The organism is Rhodococcus wratislaviensis, from assembly GCF_041228765.1.
Taxonomy (GTDB): domain Bacteria; phylum Actinomycetota; class Actinomycetes; order Mycobacteriales; family Mycobacteriaceae; genus Rhodococcus_F; species Rhodococcus_F wratislaviensis.
In genome coordinates this window covers 4,826,204-4,845,877 of sequence record NZ_CP150488.1, presented here as the reverse complement: position 1 = coordinate 4,845,877, position 19,674 = coordinate 4,826,204, and the positions used below count along the sequence as shown (strand labels likewise).

The following is a 19,674-nucleotide window of genomic DNA, read 5'->3' as shown; positions in this document are numbered from 1 at the left end:
AGGCCCGGGCCCCGTTACGTTGGGACGATGCCTCTCCGCTACCACGTCACCTCCGTGCAGAATCGTGCATCCATTTCGCGCTACGGCTTGGACTGGAGCCGAATGGGTGCTGCCCCCGGTATCGCCAGCAGTCGGCGGCCGGAGCAGGAGGGTTGCTTTCTCGCCGCCGACGAGTGGGAACGCGACTGGTTCATTCGGATGAACAACACGGGAGGGGCGGTCGACGTGTGGGAGGTCCACGGGATCAACGCTGACGACCTGATCCAATCTCCAGAGGGCCACTACTTCTTCCCCGGTGTCATCCCAGCCACGGAACTCCGCTTGATACAACGAGATCTACCCCCGGGCCGGCGGGGCTGACCCGCTGGGAGACTTGTGGGCACCGAGCTAAGTTCGCGCACGTGCCTGACGGCCGGTGCGTCGTTGTGCAAAACTCGGAAGGGTACGGTTGTGCAAAACTCGGAAGGGTACGTACGAACGTGGTGCGCCGAACCACCGTGATGCGGAGGGCTTCATGTCCCGATCGGTTCCCGGAAGTGCGTCTGAAGACGCGGAGCACACGGCGTACGCGCGTGTGCGCGCCGGCCAGGTGAAGGCGGTGCAGGCCGCCCTCGAGGATCACATGGGACGCCTGGATTGGTCGAGAGAACAGATCGAGCGCTACCGAATCGAGCGGCTGCGGGCCCTGCTCGCGCACGCACGCGAGCGGTCGCCATTTCATGCCCGGAGACTTCGTGGTCTCGATCCGTCCTCGGCCTCGCTCACCGACCTGGCGTCGCTGCCGATGATGACGAAGCAGGACGCGCAGGACGAGTGGGATGCGATCGTCACGGTTCGCAACCTCGATCGCGAACGGGCCGAACGGATTCTGGCCGAGCAGCAGTGGTTTTCGTACACGCCGGGCGACGAGCAGATCTTCAGCTCGGGTGGGTCGAGTGGTGTCCGGGGCGTCTACGTCTGGGATTGGCAGTTCTACGTTTCGGCGGCGTGCCTTGCCTGGAGGGTCCAGGCGCGCGAGGAACGGCGAGCGTCGTCGGTCCCGTCGTGTGCGCGACTTGCCGTACTCGCGGCCGGCGTCCCCCCGCATGCGAGCACCCCACTGTTCGATGTGCCGACCGCACCGGGGATGGAGACCGTCGTGATCCCGGCGGGCGCACCGTTCGACGAGGTCGTCGCCGCGGTGGCCGCTGCCCGGCCCACGCACCTGGTGGGCTACGCGACGGTGATCGGACGACTTGCCCGAGCGGCAGTGGCGGGTGATCTCGACATCAGCCCTGTGCGGGTGAGCACAAACTCCGAACCTCTGTTGGACGAGGATCGGCAGGCCATCCGCGACGCCTGGTCGGCGCCGATCCACAACCTGTGGGGGTCGACCGAGATCGGTGTGCAGGCCGTGGGGTGCGGATACGGCGAGGGCCTGCACGTGTGCGAGGACGAGGTTGTGCTCGAGCGTGTCGACGAGAGTGGTGCTCCGGTTGCAGCCGATGTGCCCGCGGCGCGAACGCTCGCCACGGGCCTGGCCAACCGGACGTTTCCCTTCATCCGTTACGACCTCGGCGATCAGGTCATGCTGCTGCCGGATAGGTGCGCATGCGGAAGCGCGTTCGTGCGCGTCGCCGACATCGGTGGGCGGCGCGACGACGATTTCCGGTACGGAACGACGACCGTGCCCGCGAGCACGTTTCGTTACGTCCTCGGCGCAGATCCGCGCGTGTCCGAGTACCAGGTCAGGCAGACGGCCGACGGAGCGGAGATCTTCGCGGTCGGCGACCCCGACGTCTCCGCGCTGACGTCGGCCGTCACCGCGGCGCTGCGCCGGCAAGGGTTGTCCGATCCGCAGGTGCGGATCGAGGTCGTCGACCAACTGCAACGTCATCAGGCGAGCGGGAAGCTGCAGCGGTTCATCGCACTGCGATAGGCCGCAAGTGCCTCGTGGCACGCCCAGGGGTCGGCAATCTCCACCCCAGGGTGTCTGTCTTCACGGTCGCTCCCGTCCGAGGATGGTCATACACGATCACCCAGACGAGGAGCAACGATGACGGACACCGATTTCGGGGCAGTCACCGAGAACGCCGCAGGCGCAGTCTCCGACGGCACAGATCTGGCACGCGTTCACGCCGAGATCGCCCGCCTCGACGCGGAGATCCTGGACGCGGTCAATCGCCGCCTCGCTCTCGCACAGCTCGCGGCTCGAACTCGGGTCGAGTCCGGTGCACCGATGGTCGCCCTCGGCGGGGAGACGGACGTGATCCGCCGATATCAGGACGAACTGGGACCCCGAGGCTCGCTGCTGGCCCTGGAACTGCTCCGCCTGGCGCGGCCACCCTTCTCGTCGACGTACCGGACTCGGTAGCCGCAACAAGAACCCTCACCTCGGTCGATACCGAGCACGAGAGCAGTGCCCAGCAGTCTCCGTGACGCTGGGCACTGTTCGCATGTCCGAGGCAATCCGGGGCGGCACCCATTCCGTGTGGTGCCGAACGTGTACGCGAGCCGACGATGCGACGCCCTCACCCAAGGCCCGCAACAGATTCAGAACTCGATGATCTCCGACACCCGCGTCGCCTCCGAACGCACCCTGTTCGAACGATCGAACAGAATCCAGTACGGCAACCTGCTGACCCTCCCGATCGCCGACGGCGACGTCCTGGCGGATGCGACCGCCGCGGCTGTCGAGCTGAAAGCGGCACTCGAACAGCCCGCGACGCCCAGCGGCGGGGCGACTTCAGTGCGTTCGGTGCCGCCCTCGACCGCCTCCAGCAAGCGGTCGATGCCTACCTCACCTCCGGGGGATGACCGTCATCGCCCCGGCTCACGAGAAGCTGTTCAGGCGTTCACCTCACGCGATTCGGTGGTAGGTCCATGATCACCGGCGGTGCCATCGACGACGTCGTCCGACTGCGCCGCGCGCCCACCGCCAGCAATGACGCGATCGAGCGACAGAGCACCGGCGCCGAGGAAGATCATCAGGAACAGGGCCCAGCAGAAGATGGCCGAGAGTTCACCATTGTTCTGGATGGGGAGGACACCGTCCGGCTGGTGACTCCAGAAGTAGGCGTAAGCCATCGAACCCGAGGCAATGAACGCGGCGATCCGCGTCCCCAGGCCGAGGAACAACGCGGCGCCACAGACGAGTTGAATGACTGCGCCCCACCAGCTCGGCCAGGCACCCACCGCTGCGGTATGCCCGCCATGAGGTGCGGTCGGCCACGCGAACAACGTCGACGTGCCATGGCAGAAGAACAAGAAGCCGATAACCACACGAAAAGCCGCGATGGCGTAGTCGACACTGGGGCCGTGAAGGCGTGAAATGCTCTTAGTTGTCACATCGCAGAAGATAAGGCATGCCTGCCCTAATCGTTGCTCGACCACGCCGGTGCGACACAGCCACGTGGGAAAACTCATCCATTTGTGGCGAGCATCACATTCACCGTCATGCGGTCCCGGATTCACTCACTGCATTCGGTCACCGGCCGAGCCACTTCGGGTGCATCGTGAAGTCCATGCGTGATTTCAGATTCTCCTTCAACATCTTCGGCTTCGAATCCCGCGACGCCCTTCTCGACCGATGCCGGCTCGGCGAGAGCGCCGGCTACGACACCGTGTTCGCCGCGGACCATCTCGGCGCCCCCGCTCCGTTTCCGCTGCTGGTGGCCGTCGCCGATGCCACACGCTTGCGTGTCGGAACTCTGGTGCTCAACGCACCGTTCTGGAATGCCGCCCTCCTCGCCCGCGAGATCGCGACGACGGACGTCCTCACCGACGGAAGGCTCGACATCGGACTCGGTGCCGGACACATGAAGTGGGAGTTCGACGCTGCCGGTATCGAATGGAAAGCCCTCGGCGGACGGGTCGAACAGTTGTCGGACATGGTCGATGGCCTACGCACCTTCTTCACCGCGGATCTCGACGAGCTACCCGAGGGCCGCGCCCTGCCACGACCGTTGCAGCGGCGCGGATTCGGCGGCTCGGGCCCGCCGCTGATCATCGGCGGCACCGGCGACCGGGTGCTGCGCATCGCGGCGGCACACGCAGACATCGTTGGTGTCGCGGGAGCATTTCAGATTCCGGGCCGACCCCCGGGCACCTTCCGACTCGCCACCGCGGACGAGACCGCCGAGCGAATTCGCTTCGTGCGGGCGCACGCCGGGGCGAGAGCCGAAGACATCGAGTGGCATCTGCTGGTCCAGATGGTCGTCGAGACGGACGACCGCCGGGCCGCGGCCAACGAGATCGCGGACCGGCTCGGTGGGACGATGACGGTCGACGACGTCCTCGACACCCCGTATGTCCTCGTCGGAACCGTGGCGGAGATGGCCGCGCAACTCCGACGCCATCGGGAGCGCTACGGTTTCTCGTACATCACCGTCCACGAACCGTATCTGGAGCTGTTCGCGCCCGTGATCCGTCTACTCCGCGAACAGAGTTGACGGACAACGACTCACGGCGTGTTGATGTATTCCTGGATGGCCTGCTGCGCCCGGGGGTTGCCCTGTCCGATACCGACGATCGCGCCGGTGATCGCCCCGATCGGTGTGCCGATGATGCAACCGGCGAGACTGCCGGGGAACATCGAGATACACCCGACGCCGAGACCCATGAGCGCACCGATCGCCGTACCGGCCGCTCCCCCGTTGGCCCAGCCGACGCCGAGCTCGTTGAGCATGTTCTCGAGGGCCTTCTGCTTGTCGACCTCGTGCCTGCCGGGGATGGCCAGGGCCGGCGTCCCCGTGTTCGGTACTACCGGGTCGGCGTGGGCCGTACCCGCCCCGAGTGTCACCGTCGCTGCGACGAGGACCGACGCTGCCGATTTCTTGATCAAGTTCATCGCGATCCCACCCTGCTGAAGAAGGAAAAACCGGTTCCGACTGTAACCTGCGGCTGCATCATCGGTGGCGAAACCGCGGCATCGGAAGACTACCTCGGCGATTGCCTGCCGGCACGGGTGAAATGTTCAGCTCGTGCGCCGGTTGAACAGTCTTTGCGCCCACAGGTAGCCGAACAGCGCGATACCGACGCTCCAGGCGATCGCGAGCGCCTCGCTGCTGCCGATGGGCCCGCCGAGCAGCAGTCCGCGAACGGTCTCGATGACGGGGCTGAACGGCTGGTACTCGGCGAACCAGCGGAGGCCGGCAGGCATGGAGTCGGTGGGGACGAATCCGCTGCCGAGGAAGGGCAGCAGGACCAGCACCATCGGGAGGTTGCTCGCCGTCTCGATTCTCTTGGACACGAGCCCGAACGCGACGGACAGCCAGGTGAGCGCAAAGGTGAACAGTGCGAGCACCGCCATCGCCGCGACCCACTCGCCGAGCGCGGCCGTGGGCCGGAAGCCGATGAGCACAGCGACACCGACGACCACCACGAGGCTGATCAACGTCTGGATCATGCTGCCGATGACGTGCCCGGTCAGGACGGACACGCGCGCGATCGCCATGGTGCGGAACCGGGCGATGATGCCTTCCGTCATGTCCGTGGCGACCGAGATCGCGGTTCCCTGCGCGGCGCTGGCGACAGTCATCAAGATAATTCCCGGTGCCACATAGTCGACGTAGGCACCGCGTCCGCCGGCAGGATCACCGAGTCCCGCTCCCAGCGTGCCGCCGAAGACGTACACGAACAGCAACAGTAGGACGATTGGCATCCCGACGAGAATCACCGTCATCGACGGGTACCGGATCATGTGCCGGAGGCTGCGTCGCAGCATCGTCGCCGAATCGGTCAGCGCGTAGCCGATTGTCGTCATCGGAGGAGGCTCTCTTTCCTGGTTTCGGTGCGCTCGGTGAGCGCGAGGAAGACGTCGTCGAGATCGGGCGTGTGGACGGACAGGTTCTCGACCTCGATCGACGCGAGGTCGAGCCGATCGAGCAGAGACCGCAGCGCGCGCACGCTTCCGTCGCTGGGAACCTGGAGGGTGAGCGCTTCCTCGTTCCGGCTCGCGTCCCCGAGCACCCGGGCGGCCGCGTCGAGTTCGTCCGCACCGGTCAGGTGCAGGGTGACGTGACCGCCCGGTACGAGTCGCTCGAGCTGTTCGGGTGTGCCCTCCGCGACCAGCCTGCCGCCGTCGAGGAGTGCTATCCGGTCGGCGAGCCGGTCGGCTTCCTCGAGATACTGCGTGGTGAGAAAAATCGTCACACCGTCGGCTACGAGTTCGCGGATGATCTGCCACATCGTGCGGCGGCTTCGCGGATCGAGACCCGTCGTCGGCTCGTCGAGGAAGATGATCCGGGGATCGCCGACGAGGGTCATCGCGAGGTCGAGCCGTCGACGCATGCCACCGGAGTAGCTCCCGGCCGGCTTGGCGCCCGCCTCGGCGAGATCGAATTGCGCGAGCAGTTCGGCGGCGCGCTCCCGCCCCGCATCTCGGCCCAGGTGGTGCAGATCGGCCATCAGTATCAGGTTCTCACGGCCCGTGAGGAGGTTGTCCACCGCGGAGAACTGGCCGGTGACACCGATCGTGGCGCGGACTGCGTCGGGCTCACGGGCGAGATCGTGACCCGCGATACGGATGTCACCGCCGTCGGCATCGATGAGGGTGGACAGAATCTGGACGATGGTGGTCTTGCCGGCACCGTTGGGCCCGAGGAGCGAGAAGATCGTTCCCTCGCCGATGTCGAGGTCGACACCGTCGAGCACGAGCTTGTCGCCGTAGGACTTTCGCAGTCCGGTGGCCGTTATCGCTGATCGGGTGGTGGTCGACGCCGTCATCACTCTGCCTTTCGACTGGTTGACTTCTGGGAATTCGCGCGGCGAATCACGATGTCGCCGAAGCTGGTACGTGCACGCACATCGACCTTCTCGTCGACCGATTCGGGGCCGTCCACGGAGTCCAGGTGGTTGTGCACCTTCCCGAAGGACGTGTGGGCGTCGAGCCGGGCAGCGGTTCCGGAACGGATGCCGATCTCGATTCGGCCGCACGCAGTCTCGAGCGACGCCGCGCCCCGCACCACCTGCCCGACGCGGATGTCGCCGTTGGCGGTTGCGGCCGTGAGGTCGGCGCGTGCGTCGTCGACGGAGATGTCCCCGTTGGCCGTCTTCACTCGCAGTCCGCCGCCGATCGCGCCGATCCAGTTGTCGCCGTTGGAGTTCTTGATCACGGCGCTGCCATCGATATCGCCGAGTCGGAGCTTGCCCGACCCTGTGCTCACGTCCGCATCTCCCGCGACGTGTTCCACGACGACCGTTCCCGCCCCGGTGTGCACGTCGAGCGCGCCCGTGCCGCCCAGCTGAACGTCACCCGTCGACGTCGTGACGCGGCACGCACCGAGTCGGCCGGTGCCACGGAACGTCGCAACCGACGCCTCCCCCTCGACCTGGGAGCCGGTCGGCAGCGCGATGGTGACATCGACGGACCCGGTCTTGCCGAACAGGCCGAGACCACGTTGTTTCGGCGCCTTGACCAGCAGGCTGCCGGCGGAGAATTCGACGCGGGTCTGCTCGGCGGCGCGGACGTCCGCTTCCCGGGAGCCGTCGCTGGGGCGGACGTCCACGACGGTGTCGTCGCGGTCGCTCGCCGTGATGCGCGCGTCACCGACGACGAGCTCGATCGTGGCCGATATCGGTGCCGGGGTGCTGAATGTGGGCATGGTGATCCTCCGGAATGTGGTGGTGGCGAGAGTCGGTGCGGGTCGGACGGGCTAGCGCACCCAGCCCGTGAAACGGTCGCTGCCGCGTGGTGCGCGCCGTTCGGAGCGGCGACCGTCGCCGTCGGACTCCAGCGCGGCGGCCGCGGACCGGACGAGCCAGGCGTTCACCGACAGTCCGGCCTCCCGCGCCGCCTCCTCGACGCGATCCTTGAGATCCTGCGAGAGACGGAGATTGATCCGGGTCATGGCGCCGTCGTCGACTTCCGGTGTTCGCGGCGGTGACACCTCCGGCGACGCGGCCGGCTCGTCGAATGAGTGCTCGACGGGCGCGGGAGTGACGACGAAGCTGGGCTCACGTCCACGGAGACGAAGATCCACCGAGCCCGGTGCGAGGTCGCGGGTTATTTCGCTGGCGGCCGCCGACAACGCGTCCAGCAGTGCGAGCCGGACTCCGGCTTCCAGAGGTGCGGTGAGTCGCTCGGCCAGGGCCCGGGCGTCCTCTCCCCCGGCCTCGGCGGCTACCGCCAGTTCGTGGCGGAGGGAAGCGACATAGGGTGTGAGATCCATGATGCCATCATGGCATCACAATGGCACCATCGCAATGATTCACGGGAAACTCGTGTGCCATTGTGATGCCTCGGTGGCGCACGGTGGTCTCCGATCGCAGGTCAGGCAACGATTCCGGCAACCCGAAGGGCTCGAAATGTTCCGGCCCGAGGAACGAGGTCAGGTCCGCGATCTTGGTGCCACGCAGGGTCAGCACGGTGATCGACCAGCGGACGTGGGTGCCGGCCTTTTCGTCCCACAGATAGAAGGCGACGGCCGGCTGGCCGTTCGCACTCACCGGGAGGTGACGCCACGAACCGCACCCCGTGAGCGGAACCCGGACCGCGAAATCGGTCACCGCGGTCAGACCGCGGTACCAGTGCGCCATCGGCGGCATCGACCAGGTGACGTCCTCCGTGAGCAGGGCAACGAGGGCGTCGGCATCACCGCGTTCCAATGCCGTGGAGTACCCGGCGACGATGGCACGCAGACGCGTGTCGTCGATCTGTCGCACAGTTTGCGCCTGCGTGACCGGCGGAATCTTCTCGGCGACGATCGCACGCGCCCGCTGCAGCGCGCTGTTCACCGACGCCGTCGACGTGTCCATGGTGTCGGCGATCTCGGCGGCGGAAAAACCCAAGACCTCGAAGAGGAGCAGAGCCGCACGCTGATTGCCCGGCAGATGTTGCAGTGCCGCAACGAATGCCAGTTCGACAGCCTCGCGTTGCTCGTACCGCGCGGCCGGCCCCGCCGAACCGGCGGTCAGACCGGCGTCGGCGTAGGGACCCAGCCAAGCCACTTCCGTGACCGGACCGTCACCGATGACGGCCCGGTCACTGGACGGGCCCAGGTCGACGGGCAGAGCCCGCCGCCCGCGTGATTCGACGGCGTCCAGGCACGTGCGCGTCGCGACGGTGTAGAGCCACGAACGCAGCGTGCTGCGACCTTCGAACCGCGCAAAGCCGCGCCACGCCCGCAACAGAGCATCCTGCAGCGCGTCGTCGGCGTCGTGACTGGAGCCGAGCATGCGGTAGCAGTGGGCGTGCAGTTCACGGCGCAACGGTCCGATCAGGCGGGTGAACGCGGCGTCGTCTCCGCCGCGGGCGCTGACCAGGTCGGCATCCTCGGCTTCCGCCGCCGCGTCGGGTGTTCGTGCAGACATGTCGGTCACAAGGGACGATTCTGCCCGACTGCCCCGCTCGTAGGCCGAAATCATTCCCACTACGAAGGCTGGTGAGCCCGATGGCTGACGACAAGACCGTGCACTCCGTCACCTACGATCCGCTCCGATCGCTAGGTCTGACAACGGTGTTCGGAAACCCAGGTTCGACCGAGCAGACGTTTCTGCAGGACTTCCTGACGATTTCACGTATGTGCTCGGGTTGCAGGAAGCGTCGGTACTGGCGATGGCGGACGGCTTCGCGCAGTCGACGGGCGAGCCCGCACTGGAAAATTTGCATACCGCTGCGGATACCGGAAATGCGATGGGCAGCCTCGTCTCCGCGTACCGCGCCGCTACCCCGCTCATCGTGACCGCCGGACAGCAGACCCGCGAGATGCTGTTGCCGATCCGTATCTGGCCAACCGCGACGAAACGATCATGCCGCAGCCCTGGGTCAAGTGGGCCTATCAGCCCGCACGGGCAGACGATGTGCCCGCGGCGTTCATGCGCGCCTATGCGGTAGCGATGCAGCCGCCCATGGGCCCGGTGTTCCTGTCGATACCGCTGGACGATTGGCACAAGCCCGCCCTCGGGCCTGCGGTGATCAGATCGGTCAGCGAGCGAACGGCTCCCGACACGCAACGGCTGCGTAGCTTCGCGGGCCGGATCAATCGTGCTGAGCGTCCGCTCCTGGCACGGACGGTGTCCCCGCACGACCGCTGCTGATCACCGGTTGGGTCCGCGACGGGCATCCGGAACACGAAACTACCCGACTCGCAACCGAAATCGCTGCTGCCGCCGCGCGGATCACCGGAATCCCGGCCGACCGGGTGTTGGTCGTCTTCCAGAGCAGCCCCGCCCACTATGCAGTCGAAGGCGGCCGCGTCCTTCCCGAGCCCGGCGATGTGAACAGGCGGCCCGGTCCTCACCTACGTCGAGGACGCCGCGCAGCACGCTCCACCACCTCACCTGGTGGTGGTCGGAGCTGGTGTGGGCGCCAGTGACAACCCGGCGTAGATCTCGTCGAGAACTGTGGGCAGCAAAGCGTTCGCCGTGGTCTTGCCCTCTGGCGACAGGGTCAGGTTCGTCCAGATCACCAACGTGACGTCGTTGTCCGGGTCGTAACCGATGAACGAGTTGAAACCAGGCAGCTCACCGCCGTGGTAGTACATCGAGGCGTTCGGCCCGAAACGCTGATAGCTGATGCCGTACCCGTACTGCTGCCCATCAGGTGCACTCGGATCCTCGGGTTGCAGGCTGTGGAGCCATTGCTGCTGGTATTCGGTATTCAGGACGTCGCCCGACACCAGTGCCCGGATCCACGTGGTCAGGTCGTCCGCGGTGGAAATGGCGCCCCCGGCCGCGGTGGCATAGGAGGAATTCTGGTGGGTGTAGTCGAGGGGCTGGAGTGTCCCCGCCCGTGCGGCGGCCTGCATGTCGGCGGGATACTCCTCGTCGACCATCGCGTAGGACGATCCGCCGTACATGTAGCCGTGCGAGTAGCGATCCGGGATGGTCGCGGCGTCGTCGGCGGCGGGAAGCGAGGTTTGCTGCAACCCGAGGGGCCCGAACAATCGATCCCGGAATTGCTCGGCCAAAGGGCGCGCGCCGACCTTCTCTGCGATGAGACCCAGCAGGGCGTAGTTCGTATTGCTGTACTCGTAGGACGTGCCCGGCGGGAATTCCGGTGGCTGCCGGAACGCGATATCCAGAACCTCTCGAGGCGTCCAAGCCTTTGCCGGGTCGGCATCCAGAGTGGCCGCGAATTCGGGCGAACTCGTATAGTTGTACAGCCCACTGCGCATCGTCAACAGCTCTGCGACGGTGATGTTCTCGCCGTTGGGCACATCCGAAACGTAGGCGGACACCGGGTCGCCGAACTCGAGTTTGCCGTCCTGGGCGAGGAGCACGATGAGCGCCGCGGTCATGGTCTTGGTGTTCGAGGCGATCCGGAAATGAGTGTGCCCATCGGGCGGCGTCTGCGCGCCCAGTTCGGTCGTGCCGACCACGGCGTCGAAGTTCCCCTGCGGAGTGCGGAGTTGCACCACCGCGCCGGGGACGAGCAGTTCCTCGGCCGCAGCATCCACCGCGGCCTGGAAGGAAGCCGGATCGATGGGTTTCAGCGCCGCCCCCGCTGGTGCGGTACCGGTCGCGGTCGTCGCGGCGGGCTGTGCACCGTTCGACGTCTGCGACGTCGTCTGCTCGGACGTGGTGGAACAGCCCGCGATCACCAGGGCAACGCCCACCGCGAGCACAGTGAAAAGGGTGGTACGCGGTGCGCGGCGACGCCCTACGGCCGTCCGGCTCGGCGCGTTCTGCGCGGGGGAATCCGTCATCGTCGGCATAAACGCCTCCGCGGCAGGGTTCGATACCGCACCGATGAGCGGTACCAGCTGGGCAGATCTCCCTGTGCATCGTAACCCCGATGCCCCGCCCGTTCCTTTGACTTCACCGGAACAATCCTGCGTGGAACGACATACTTCTCCCTGTACGCGCGAACTGCTTCCCACCACCGACACGGAAGGCAATTCCATGAGCACGCGACGCAGCAGCCATAGCACCTCGCTGACCGACGCCGAGATCGTCGAGCAATCCGATCTCGGCTCCATCACCCGGATTACAGCGGACACGTTCCCGATACTGAAAGGAATGTCGATCAAGCGCGTGCTGATCAATCCCGGAGCGATGCGCACGCCCCATTGGCACGCGAACGCCAACGAACTCACCTACTGCGTGTCCGGAACATCGCTGGTCTCCGTTCTGGATACCGGCAGCACGTTCTCCACCTTCACGATCGGCGCCGGGGAAATGTTCCACATCGATTCGGGCTCGCTGCACCACATCGAGAACGTCGGCGACGATGTCGCGGAGTTCATCATCGCCTTCCGTAGCGAGCGGCCCGAAGACTTCGGTCTGGGCGCAGCGTTCGGCGCGATGACCGATGCAGTCCTCGGCAACACCTACGATCTGGACGCTTCGGATTTCACCAAGATCCGGCGTGACACCACCGACCGCTCCCTGGCGGCACGAATCGGCGATCCCGTGGTGTCACCGGCGGCCCACTTCTCCGATGGTCACAAGTTCGCCGTCGAAGACCAGAATCCGACCATCAGCCTCGCCGTCGGATCCGCCCACCTGGCGCGCGTCCAGTTCTGGCCGGCGCTGAAAGATCTGTCGATGTACTCGCTGCGGATCCGCGAGGACGGGATGCGGGAACCGCACTGGCACCCGATCACTGCCGAGATGGGATACGTGCGCCGCGGATCAGCGCGGATGACGGTCATGGACCCGGACGGCTCCCTCGACACCTGGTATCTCGAGGAGGGTGACGTGTATTTCATTCCCCGCGCGTACCCGCACCACATCGAGGTCGTGGGATCCGAGGACATCCATTTCCTGATCTTCTTCGACCAGCCCACCCCCGGCGACATCGGATACCGCGCAGCGGTCAGCGCGTACTCCCGCGAAGTGCTCGCCGCCACGTTCGACACCCACATCGACGATTTGCCGAACTTCCCGTTCACCTCCGCCGACCCGCTCATCGTCACCCGTAACAACCCGCTCGACGAACGCGGCGTCGGGGAATAATCACCGACAGCATGTGTCGCACACCGAGACCGTTCCCGTTTCAAGAACTGCGCCGAGGGTAATTGCGGTGTATGGGCGCACGAGAGAGGTCGAGCGGCCGGGAAACACCGGCCAGGCCTGACGGTGGAGGCGACAACCTGACGGCAACCGCGGAGTCCAGGACGACGTCTCGGTCCTCCACGAGTGGGAAAAGCTCGACGCGGCCATCCGAAGCACTCCCCGGACGGCTGCCACGAAGGCGACCGCTGCCACCCAGGCGACCGGCCGCGAAACCGACGTCCGCCGCCTCACCTCACAGCCTTCCTCGGAGAACGAAACCAGCGCCCCGATCGACGCGAACAAACGCCACCGCCGACACTGCGACGCCGACGACCCGGAAGCGTTCTCGAGACACTGGGTCCCGCGCAACGCCGGCGCACACCCGCCGGCCCGACCCGATTGCGCAGAGTTCCGAACACGGCCTGCTGTCGCATTCGGTGGAGGTCGTCAGTGAGTGGCTGAAAAACCATGTCCACCGTCTCGTGGACGCGGTGCGCGACCGCGGTGCGGCGATGGCGCAGAATATTCGCCAAAAATTCCAGGATTGGATGGACACGCTCGTCGACGCGATCGCACACAACGACGCGGGAATGGGAGCCGGAATCGCAGCCGTTCGGGCCGCCCTGACGGGTAAGAATCCCGTGTGGGCCGCGATCAAAGCACTGGTGTCCGGGTTGAGTGGCAAGGCTAAGGTCGCCCTCGTTCTCCTGCTGGCGCTCGGGCTGGTCCTTGCACCGGTACTGGTCGTGGTCCTGCTGCTGGTGCTCGTCGTCGCAGCTCTCGTCGCGGCGGTGCGCGCCGCCTCCGCGTAACGCCCAGCACATATCCGGTAAAACACACTGCGGCTCAATCACTTTCGCAATTCGGTACTCACCTCGCAACCTCGCGATACTACACATGGATGCGCTGACTCACGGGTGCGTCACGGTCACTGCGGCAGAAACGCGGGATCGTCCGCTCCCCCACCTCTCGGCAGGCAGCGAAGGGCCGCAGTCGCCGCGCGAAGTTACCTGAATCGAGTTTTCTGCTGTTGGTTGAGTGGCCCGCGGCTGGGGTAGTCGACAAGCGGCGCCCCTTACCGCGCACGGTTGTGCGAGACATTTCCGCGGACGGTTCTGTGACACATTGCCGAAGTGGGCGAGCGGTGCGCCGGTGACTACTCGGTAAAGGGGTTCGACGATGAAGACCAAAGGTCAGGTGGCAATGGCCGTCGGCGCGGGATACATGCTGGGCCGAACACACAGAATGAAGATGGCACTGATGCTCGCGGCTGCGGGTGCGACCGGACGCTTTCCCGGCGGGCCCCGCGACCTACTGGAACGCGGCACGAAAATGCTCGCGAGCTCCCCCGAGTTCGCCAAGATCAGCGACTCGGTGCGAGAAGAGCTGGTCAGTGCAGCGAAGGCCGCTGCGGTCACCGCCGCAAGCCAACGTATCAATTCGCTCAACAACCGGCTTCTGTCAGGCGGCGGAGAAGTCATCGACGACGTGGGCGACACCGTGGACGACACTGTCAGCGGTGTGGGCGGCTCGGTCGGCAAGCTCAGCAGAGTCGGAAAACTCGGACGTAAGCGGCGCGGCACGTCCCAGGACGAGGAGTACGACGAGTCCGAAGTCGACGAAGAGCAGGACGAACAGCCCGACGAACAGTACGCCGAAGAGGACGACGAGTACGAGGAGCCCGAGGAGGAAGAAGCCGCCGAGGAGGAACCCGCCCCTCGCAAGCGCCCCGCCGCGCGTCGACGGACTTCCAGCAACGGTAGCTCCCGGCCGGCAGGCAGGTCGCGGACCGCGGAATCCGACGAAGACGACGATAACGAAGAGGCTCCTGCCCGCAAACGCAGGACGCGGGCCAAGGCCACGACGGACTCTGCGCCCGTCCGACGGGCACGGAGGTGATGGCGATGACGAGCGCCGCGAAGAAACTACAAGAGGCCGTACCGGGTGACGGCAACGGATCGTCCAGCGTGCTGCAGGAGGCAATGCAGAGACTTGTTGGCACGGTCGCCGAGAAGGCACTGTCCTCGGTCTCGGACAAGGTGGCGAACACCTCGGGGCGGCTCACCGAGTACGCCGAGAACGGCGGCGAAGGAGGGCTGCTTGCCGCCCTCACCGGTTCCGAGAAATCGGATGACGATGAGTCACCGGACAAGTCCGACAACGGTGGAGGCTGGTGGGAGGGCGCCAAGCAGACGGTCAAGGACAAGGCGTCCGACCTCAAGGACGCGGTCACCGGCGGTGGCGGTGGCGGTAGCGGAAAAGGCAAGAAGCTGAAGTTGACCAACATCGTCGAAACGATCGATGTCGGGGTCCCGGTTCAGCTGGCCTATAACCAATGGACCCAATTCGCCGACTTTCCGTCGTTCATGAAGAAGGTCGAACGGGTCGAACAGGAATCGGACGAAAAGCTCGAGTGGAAGGCGCAGATCTTCCTGTCGCACCGAACCTGGGAAGCGTCGATCCTCGAGCAGGTTCCCGACGAGCGGATCGTGTGGCGCTCGAAGGGCGCCAAAGGTTTCATCGACGGTGCGGTGACGTTTCATGAGGTGACCCCGGATCTCACTCGCATCGTTCTGATTCTCGAGTATCACCCGAAGGGGTTGTTCGAGAAGACGGGAAACCTGTGGCGTGCGCAGGGACGCCGAGCACGGCTGGAATTGAAACACTTTGCACGCCACGTCATGACGCAGTCCGTTCTCCATCCCGACGACGTCGAGGGCTGGCGCGGAGAGATCCGGGACGGCGAGGTAGTCGAGCCCGAAGAGGACGAGGCGCAGCCGGAGGAGTCGGAAGAGCTCGAGGAAAGCGACGAGGCCGAGGGCGAGGAGCCCGAGGACGAAGAAGCTGAGGAGACCAACGAGGACGAAAACGAGGAAACGGACGAGGACGCCGGCGAGGAGGAAGAGGAAGAGGAAGAGGAAGCAGAAGCACCACCGCCGCCGAAACGCCGAGGTCGCCCGCGCAAGACCGCGGCTGCCGCTGGGGACCAGGCCCCGAAACGGCGAGGTCGCCCGCGTAAGACTCCGGCCGCGAAGACCGCCCGCTCGCGACAGGGAGCACGGCAATGACGTCGATTCAACCGGCGGGGGGAGGCGGCGGTGGCGGAGTCGGCGGTGGTCCCAGCTCGAGTAGCCTCGCCGACGTCATCGACACCATCCTCGACAAGGGCCTGGTCATCGACGCCTACGTGCGTGTCTCGCTGGTCGGCATCGAATTGCTGACCATCGACGCACGCGTCGTGGTCGCCAGTGTCGATACCTACCTGCGGTTCGCGGAGGCCGTGAATCGGCTCGAGATCGGCAGTGGTGAGCCGAAGGGCCTTACAGATCTGGTTGGGGACGTCACCGAGGGAGGCGCCAAATCGAAGACCAAAGGCGCACTCGAGTCCGCCGGTGAGAAACTCGGCGACATCCTCGGCGGCGGGCAGGAAGAACCCGAGCGCGAACGTGTTTCGCGCAAGTCCACACGAGGTGACAAGTGATGTCTACGTCGAAACAGAGCACCGACTCGGCCGAGGAGCCGCGCACCAGAGGTGTCTACGTGTACGGCATCGTGCCCGCGGACGTGCAAGCCGAAGAGGACGCGGTCGGCGTGTGTGACAGACCGGTCAGCATCGTCAAGCACGGCGACATCGCAGCGCTCGTGAGCGAGATCTCGGTGGACAGGCCGCTCGGCAAGCCCGAGGACCTCCGAACCCATGCGCACGTGCTGGACGGCACGTCGCGTGTGGCGCCGGTACTCCCTCTTCGTTTCGGGGCGGTCATGACCGATGAAGAGGCCGTCGAGGAGGAATTGCTCGCAGCACACGCCGACGAGTTCGCCGCGGCGTTGGAGGAACTCGAGGGACGCGCACAGTACGTCGTGAAGGGGCGCTACGTCGAGAATGCGATCCTTCGTGAAATCATCGAAGAGAACGAACAAGCGAGCAAGCTGCTCGGCGCGATCCGCGATCAGCCCGAGGAGACCACCCGCGACGCCCGGATGGCGCTCGGCGAGATCGTGAGTAACGCCATCGAGGCCAAGCGGGACGAAGACACCCGCACGGTGGTCGAGGCGCTCGACTCGCTGTCCGTTTCGGTCAACGTCCGGGAGCCGACTCACGAAGAGGAGGCCGCGCAAGTGGCCGTCCTCGTCGAGGTTGCCCGCCAGGAAGAGCTCGAGAAGGCGGTGGGAGAACTCGCCGAGCAGTGGGACGGCCGAGTCGACATGCGCCTGCTCGGACCGCTTGCCGCCTACGACTTCGTGGTGACGCAGAAGCCGGAGGGCTGACCGATGGGTCTGCTGTCGTTCATCGCCACGCTGCCACTCGCCCCCGTTCGTGGGGTGATCTCGCTGGCCGAGTTGATACAGCGGCAGGTCGAGGAGGAACTCCACAACCCCGCGAGTGCGCGGCGCGCCCTCGAGGAGCTGGAGGACGCCCGCGCGGCAGGCGAGATCTCCGCCGAGGAGGAAGAGCAGGCCCAGCAGGCCATCCTCGACCGAATGACCGGAACGGCACGGCCGTCCTCCGGTACGGAGAAGGAGTGACGGGCGATGGCAGAAGAGCAGCCACCTCCGTTGCCGGCACCAGAGATCGCCGAGATCGCCACGCGTGACATTGCGCAGTTGACCGGCAGGAAACCGCTGGGTGCGACATCGGTCATGCCGACCGACGACGGCTGGGCGGTGGAGGTGGAGGTAGTCGAGGATCGGCGAATCCCGTCGTCGACCGACATGCTCGCGTTGTACGAGGTGGTGCTGGATCTCGACGGAGAACTGTTGTCCTACCGCAGAACCCGCCGCTACGTGCGCGGCGTCGGCGACGGCGGGAGCGCGCAGTCATGACCATCGCCGGTGGCGGTACGAGCAACCTTCCGCAGAGCTCGGGCGGCGGAATGGGTGGCGGGCATCAGTCGACGAATCTCGGCGAGATCCTCGAGCGGGTGCTCGACAAGGGCCTGGTGATCGCCGGGGACATCCAGGTCAATCTGCTCGACATCGAACTGCTGACCATCAAGGTGCGACTGGTGATCGCGTCGCTGGAGACCGCGAAGGAGGTGGGTATCGATTGGTGGGAGCACGACCCCTGGCTGACCGGCAGGAACAGCGACGTCGAACTCGAGAATCGGAAGCTGCGGGAGCGGATCGCCGAACTCGAGTCGGACAGGTCGGTTCGCCCTGCCGTCGAGGCAGCCGAAACGGTCGAGGTGGAGGCGGAACGTCAGGAGCCCGGCGATGACCGCGGATGACGGTGTCTGGCTCTACGTCATCACCACCGACAGCGTCGGCGCCGCACAACTCGCCGGAGTCACCGGCGTGGCCGGCGAGCCGGTCCGCGCGGTGGCGTCGGCGGGGCTCGTCGCGGTGGTGGGGACGGTGAGCCTGAGCGAATTCGGGCAGGAACCTCTCCAGCGCAACCTCGAGGACCTCGACTGGCTGGCCGCCACCGCGAGAGCACACGATGCCGTGGTGGCTGCCGTGGTGCGCTGCGGTCCCACCGTTCCCTTGCGGTTGGCGACCCTCTACCTGGACGACGATCGCGTTCGCCTCCTCCTCGACGAACGACAGGAGGAGTTCGCTGCGACGCTGCGCCGGGTGACCGGACGAAGCGAGTGGGGTGTCAAAGCGTACGGAGACGCGAAGGCCCTGGCGCAGAACGCGAAAGAGGAGCCTTCCACGACAGGCACGGCGGGAAAGGGGACCGCGTATTTACTGCGTCGTCGTGCGGAGTTGAGCGCTCAACAGGACGTGGAACGTAGCGCGGCCGGCCACGCGGAGGAAATTCACGCCGCGCTCCTGGGCCATGCCGTCGACGGGCTTCGACGGCAAGTCACCGATCCGGTACTGACCGGTAAACGGGCCTGGATGATCTTCAACGGCACCTACCTCGTGGACAACGAGCGGGTCGACGACTTCGCTGCGCTGGTTACGGCACTCGACACCGAACGCCCGGGCGTCACACTGGATCTGACCGGACCGTGGCCGCCGTACTCATTCGCCGGGATCGACGGGTGAGCCCATGAGCGAGATGGTCCCCGCGGACGACACTCGCCGCATCGCGCTCGTCGACCTCCTCGACCGGGTGCTCGGCGGTGGCGTCGTCATCACCGGTGAGATCACTCTGTCGCTCGCCGACGTCGACATGGTCCGAATCTCGCTGCGCACACTCATTGCATCGGTCAGCGCGCTCGTCCCCGAGCCGGTCGGGGAGGAAACCGCCGATGACTGAGTCCGAGCCCGTCGATTCGGACGCACCGACCGACTTCGGTCGCCGTGTTCTGCCGCAGCGAATCGACGCCGATCCCGAATCCGTCGAGAAGGGCCTGGTCACCCTGGTCCTGACGATCGTCGAACTACTACGCCAATTGATGGAACGGCAGGCGATCCGCCGAGTCGAGCACGGCGACCTCAGCGATGAGCAGATCGAACGCATCGGCACGACGCTCATGCTGCTCGAGGAGCGAATGGCAGAGTTGCGTGAGCATTTCGATCTCCTGCCGGAGGACCTGAACATCGACCTCGGACCGCTGGGACCGCTGCTGTCGAACGAGTAGTCCGGCTCACCCGGTTTCGATCAATGTTTGAGGACGTTCTTGATCTTCTTGCCCGCGTCCTTGACCTTGTCTCCCATCTGCTTGGCGTTGCCCTTGGCCTGCTCCTTGCTCCCCTCCGCCTCGAGGTGGGCGTTCCCGGTGGCCCTGCCGACCGCCTTCTTGGTGGCGCCTTCGGCGGTTTCGACCTTGTGCCGGATCTTCTTTCCCATGTTCATGACGACGT

Annotated in this window: 25 protein-coding genes and 2 pseudogenes; 18 read left to right on the top strand and 9 right to left on the bottom strand. The window is 65.9% G+C overall.

Features of this window, described 5'->3' with window-relative positions; genetic code table 11:
• The first annotated feature begins 27 nt into the window (after positions 1-27).
• From WKC72_RS22505 to WKC72_RS22490, 4 genes and pseudogenes are all read left to right on the top strand, one after another.
• Positions 28-360: a hypothetical protein gene (locus WKC72_RS22505; RefSeq protein WP_370179269.1), complete on the top strand. Its 333-nt coding sequence runs from the start codon at positions 28-30 to the stop codon at positions 358-360.
• Positions 361-514: 154 nt separating this feature from the next.
• Entirely contained in the window at positions 515-1,918 is a 1,404-nt protein-coding gene (locus WKC72_RS22500; protein ID WP_370179267.1) for a phenylacetate--CoA ligase family protein, read from the top strand.
• A 117-nt stretch (positions 1,919-2,035) separates the two neighbouring features.
• On the top strand, positions 2,036-2,353 hold the full coding sequence (locus tag WKC72_RS22495; protein ID WP_037233771.1) for a chorismate mutase: 318 nt from the start codon (positions 2,036-2,038) through the stop codon (positions 2,351-2,353).
• Between the two features lie 150 nt (positions 2,354-2,503).
• Positions 2,504-2,650, top strand: a pseudogene (locus WKC72_RS22490) (hypothetical protein); the annotation flags it as partial.
• Positions 2,651-2,826: 176 nt separating this feature from the next.
• Here the strand turns inward: WKC72_RS22490 and WKC72_RS22485 are convergent.
• On the bottom strand, positions 2,827-3,327 hold the full coding sequence (locus tag WKC72_RS22485) for a DoxX family protein (protein ID WP_063748230.1): 501 nt from the start codon (positions 3,325-3,327) through the stop codon (positions 2,827-2,829).
• Positions 3,328-3,503: 176 nt separating this feature from the next.
• Between WKC72_RS22485 and WKC72_RS22480 the strand changes: the two genes are divergently transcribed.
• The gene (locus WKC72_RS22480; protein ID WP_370179265.1) at positions 3,504-4,430 is read left to right on the top strand and encodes an LLM class F420-dependent oxidoreductase; all 927 of its coding nucleotides are present in this window, start codon (positions 3,504-3,506) and stop codon (positions 4,428-4,430) included.
• A gap of 11 nt (positions 4,431-4,441) precedes the next feature.
• Here the strand turns inward: WKC72_RS22480 and WKC72_RS22475 are convergent, their stop codons facing one another.
• The 6 genes from WKC72_RS22475 to WKC72_RS22450 form a co-directional block, all read right to left on the bottom strand.
• A complete protein-coding gene (locus WKC72_RS22475; RefSeq protein ID WP_009472745.1) occupies positions 4,442-4,828 on the bottom strand; it encodes a hypothetical protein in 387 nt (128 codons plus the stop codon).
• Between the two features lie 126 nt (positions 4,829-4,954).
• A complete protein-coding gene (locus WKC72_RS22470; RefSeq protein WP_370179262.1) occupies positions 4,955-5,743 on the bottom strand; it encodes an ABC transporter permease in 789 nt (262 codons plus the stop codon).
• Positions 5,740-6,705: an ATP-binding cassette domain-containing protein gene (locus WKC72_RS22465; RefSeq protein ID WP_370179260.1), complete on the bottom strand. Its 966-nt coding sequence runs from the start codon at positions 6,703-6,705 to the stop codon at positions 5,740-5,742. The genes WKC72_RS22470 and WKC72_RS22465 overlap by 4 nt, the downstream gene beginning before the upstream one ends.
• Positions 6,705-7,583, bottom strand: a complete 879-nt coding sequence (locus WKC72_RS22460; RefSeq protein WP_370179258.1) for a DUF4097 domain-containing protein — start codon at positions 7,581-7,583, stop codon at positions 6,705-6,707. Before WKC72_RS22460 ends, WKC72_RS22465 begins: the two co-directional genes overlap by 1 nt.
• 51 nt (positions 7,584-7,634) lie before the next feature.
• Positions 7,635-8,150, bottom strand: a complete 516-nt coding sequence (locus tag WKC72_RS22455; RefSeq protein ID WP_128638546.1) for a toxin-antitoxin system HicB family antitoxin — start codon at positions 8,148-8,150, stop codon at positions 7,635-7,637.
• Positions 8,151-8,157: 7 nt separating this feature from the next.
• Positions 8,158-9,300 carry a sigma-70 family RNA polymerase sigma factor gene (locus WKC72_RS22450; RefSeq protein ID WP_370179255.1) on the bottom strand — a complete coding sequence of 381 codons (1,143 nt, stop codon included), beginning with the start codon at positions 9,298-9,300 and terminating at the stop codon, positions 8,158-8,160.
• A 71-nt stretch (positions 9,301-9,371) separates the two neighbouring features.
• Between WKC72_RS22450 and WKC72_RS22445 the strand changes: the two are divergent.
• Positions 9,372-9,984: pseudogene (locus WKC72_RS22445) on the top strand (thiamine pyrophosphate-binding protein); the annotation flags it as partial.
• 272 nt (positions 9,985-10,256) lie between these two features.
• On the opposite strand, the gene WKC72_RS22440 reads toward WKC72_RS22445, so the two are convergent.
• Positions 10,257-11,546: a serine hydrolase domain-containing protein gene (locus WKC72_RS22440; protein ID WP_370184456.1), complete on the bottom strand. Its 1,290-nt coding sequence runs from the start codon at positions 11,544-11,546 to the stop codon at positions 10,257-10,259.
• Between the two features lie 277 nt (positions 11,547-11,823).
• On the opposite strand from WKC72_RS22440, the gene WKC72_RS22435 reads away from it, so the two are divergent.
• The 12 genes from WKC72_RS22435 to WKC72_RS22380 all read left to right on the top strand — a co-directional run bounded on the left by WKC72_RS22435 (position 11,824) and on the right by WKC72_RS22380 (position 19,451).
• The gene (locus WKC72_RS22435) at positions 11,824-12,879 is read left to right on the top strand and encodes a cupin domain-containing protein (RefSeq protein ID WP_370179253.1); all 1,056 of its coding nucleotides are present in this window, start codon (positions 11,824-11,826) and stop codon (positions 12,877-12,879) included.
• A 551-nt stretch (positions 12,880-13,430) separates the two neighbouring features.
• Positions 13,431-13,730 carry a hypothetical protein gene (locus WKC72_RS22430; protein WP_235214370.1) on the top strand — a complete coding sequence of 100 codons (300 nt, stop codon included), beginning with the start codon at positions 13,431-13,433 and terminating at the stop codon, positions 13,728-13,730.
• A gap of 367 nt (positions 13,731-14,097) precedes the next feature.
• Positions 14,098-14,817 (top strand): hypothetical protein, encoded by a 720-nt coding sequence (locus WKC72_RS22425; RefSeq protein WP_037233793.1) that lies wholly within the window; start codon positions 14,098-14,100, stop codon positions 14,815-14,817.
• 5 nt (positions 14,818-14,822) lie between these two features.
• Positions 14,823-15,986, top strand: a complete 1,164-nt coding sequence (locus WKC72_RS22420; RefSeq protein ID WP_037234025.1) for an SRPBCC family protein — start codon at positions 14,823-14,825, stop codon at positions 15,984-15,986.
• Positions 15,983-16,399, top strand: a complete 417-nt coding sequence (gvpJ, locus tag WKC72_RS22415; RefSeq protein WP_037233794.1) for a gas vesicle protein GvpJ — start codon at positions 15,983-15,985, stop codon at positions 16,397-16,399. The genes WKC72_RS22420 and gvpJ overlap by 4 nt, the downstream gene beginning before the upstream one ends.
• Positions 16,399-17,187 carry a GvpL/GvpF family gas vesicle protein gene (locus tag WKC72_RS22410; RefSeq protein ID WP_370179249.1) on the top strand — a complete coding sequence of 263 codons (789 nt, stop codon included), beginning with the start codon at positions 16,399-16,401 and terminating at the stop codon, positions 17,185-17,187. The genes gvpJ and WKC72_RS22410 overlap by 1 nt, the downstream gene beginning before the upstream one ends.
• 3 nt (positions 17,188-17,190) lie before the next feature.
• A complete protein-coding gene (locus tag WKC72_RS22405) occupies positions 17,191-17,445 on the top strand; it encodes a gas vesicle protein GvpG (protein ID WP_112298246.1) in 255 nt (84 codons plus the stop codon).
• A gap of 6 nt (positions 17,446-17,451) precedes the next feature.
• Positions 17,452-17,742, top strand: a complete 291-nt coding sequence (locus WKC72_RS22400) for a gas vesicle protein (protein WP_037233798.1) — start codon at positions 17,452-17,454, stop codon at positions 17,740-17,742.
• Positions 17,739-18,146 (top strand): gas vesicle protein, encoded by a 408-nt coding sequence (locus WKC72_RS22395; RefSeq protein WP_112298247.1) that lies wholly within the window; start codon positions 17,739-17,741, stop codon positions 18,144-18,146. The genes WKC72_RS22400 and WKC72_RS22395 overlap by 4 nt, the downstream gene beginning before the upstream one ends.
• The gene (locus tag WKC72_RS22390; RefSeq protein ID WP_037233802.1) at positions 18,133-18,912 is read left to right on the top strand and encodes a GvpL/GvpF family gas vesicle protein; all 780 of its coding nucleotides are present in this window, start codon (positions 18,133-18,135) and stop codon (positions 18,910-18,912) included. The genes WKC72_RS22395 and WKC72_RS22390 overlap by 14 nt, the downstream gene beginning before the upstream one ends.
• A gap of 4 nt (positions 18,913-18,916) precedes the next feature.
• Entirely contained in the window at positions 18,917-19,126 is a 210-nt protein-coding gene (locus tag WKC72_RS22385; RefSeq protein ID WP_370179245.1) for a gas vesicle protein, read from the top strand.
• Positions 19,119-19,451: a gas vesicle protein K gene (locus WKC72_RS22380; RefSeq protein ID WP_037233807.1), complete on the top strand. Its 333-nt coding sequence runs from the start codon at positions 19,119-19,121 to the stop codon at positions 19,449-19,451. Before WKC72_RS22385 ends, WKC72_RS22380 begins: the two co-directional genes overlap by 8 nt.
• Before the next feature lie 20 nt (positions 19,452-19,471).
• Here the strand turns inward: WKC72_RS22380 and WKC72_RS22375 are convergent, their stop codons facing one another.
• Positions 19,472-19,666 carry a CsbD family protein gene (locus WKC72_RS22375; protein WP_112298249.1) on the bottom strand — a complete coding sequence of 65 codons (195 nt, stop codon included), beginning with the start codon at positions 19,664-19,666 and terminating at the stop codon, positions 19,472-19,474.
• Positions 19,667-19,674: the final 8 nt, after the last annotated feature.

Coding starts and splice junctions, on each gene's coding strand:
- WKC72_RS22505 (WP_370179269.1), top strand. CDS start 28: ATGCCTCTCCGCTACCACGTCACCTCCGTGCAGAATCGTGCATCCATT.
- WKC72_RS22500 (WP_370179267.1), top strand. CDS start 515: ATGTCCCGATCGGTTCCCGGAAGTGCGTCTGAAGACGCGGAGCACACG.
- WKC72_RS22495 (WP_037233771.1), top strand. CDS start 2,036: ATGACGGACACCGATTTCGGGGCAGTCACCGAGAACGCCGCAGGCGCA.
- WKC72_RS22480 (WP_370179265.1), top strand. CDS start 3,504: ATGCGTGATTTCAGATTCTCCTTCAACATCTTCGGCTTCGAATCCCGC.
- WKC72_RS22475 (WP_009472745.1), bottom strand. CDS start 4,828: ATGAACTTGATCAAGAAATCGGCAGCGTCGGTCCTCGTCGCAGCGACG.
- WKC72_RS22470 (WP_370179262.1), bottom strand. CDS start 5,743: ATGACGACAATCGGCTACGCGCTGACCGATTCGGCGACGATGCTGCGA.
- WKC72_RS22465 (WP_370179260.1), bottom strand. CDS start 6,705: ATGACGGCGTCGACCACCACCCGATCAGCGATAACGGCCACCGGACTG.
- WKC72_RS22460 (WP_370179258.1), bottom strand. CDS start 7,583: ATGCCCACATTCAGCACCCCGGCACCGATATCGGCCACGATCGAGCTC.
- WKC72_RS22455 (WP_128638546.1), bottom strand. CDS start 8,150: ATGGATCTCACACCCTATGTCGCTTCCCTCCGCCACGAACTGGCGGTA.
- WKC72_RS22435 (WP_370179253.1), top strand. CDS start 11,824: ATGAGCACGCGACGCAGCAGCCATAGCACCTCGCTGACCGACGCCGAG.
- WKC72_RS22430 (WP_235214370.1), top strand. CDS start 13,431: ATGGCGCAGAATATTCGCCAAAAATTCCAGGATTGGATGGACACGCTC.
- WKC72_RS22425 (WP_037233793.1), top strand. CDS start 14,098: ATGAAGACCAAAGGTCAGGTGGCAATGGCCGTCGGCGCGGGATACATG.
- WKC72_RS22420 (WP_037234025.1), top strand. CDS start 14,823: ATGACGAGCGCCGCGAAGAAACTACAAGAGGCCGTACCGGGTGACGGC.
- gvpJ (WP_037233794.1), top strand. CDS start 15,983: ATGACGTCGATTCAACCGGCGGGGGGAGGCGGCGGTGGCGGAGTCGGC.
- WKC72_RS22410 (WP_370179249.1), top strand. CDS start 16,399: ATGTCTACGTCGAAACAGAGCACCGACTCGGCCGAGGAGCCGCGCACC.
- WKC72_RS22405 (WP_112298246.1), top strand. CDS start 17,191: ATGGGTCTGCTGTCGTTCATCGCCACGCTGCCACTCGCCCCCGTTCGT.
- WKC72_RS22400 (WP_037233798.1), top strand. CDS start 17,452: ATGGCAGAAGAGCAGCCACCTCCGTTGCCGGCACCAGAGATCGCCGAG.
- WKC72_RS22395 (WP_112298247.1), top strand. CDS start 17,739: ATGACCATCGCCGGTGGCGGTACGAGCAACCTTCCGCAGAGCTCGGGC.
- WKC72_RS22390 (WP_037233802.1), top strand. CDS start 18,133: ATGACCGCGGATGACGGTGTCTGGCTCTACGTCATCACCACCGACAGC.
- WKC72_RS22385 (WP_370179245.1), top strand. CDS start 18,917: ATGAGCGAGATGGTCCCCGCGGACGACACTCGCCGCATCGCGCTCGTC.
- WKC72_RS22380 (WP_037233807.1), top strand. CDS start 19,119: ATGACTGAGTCCGAGCCCGTCGATTCGGACGCACCGACCGACTTCGGT.
- WKC72_RS22375 (WP_112298249.1), bottom strand. CDS start 19,666: ATGAACATGGGAAAGAAGATCCGGCACAAGGTCGAAACCGCCGAAGGC.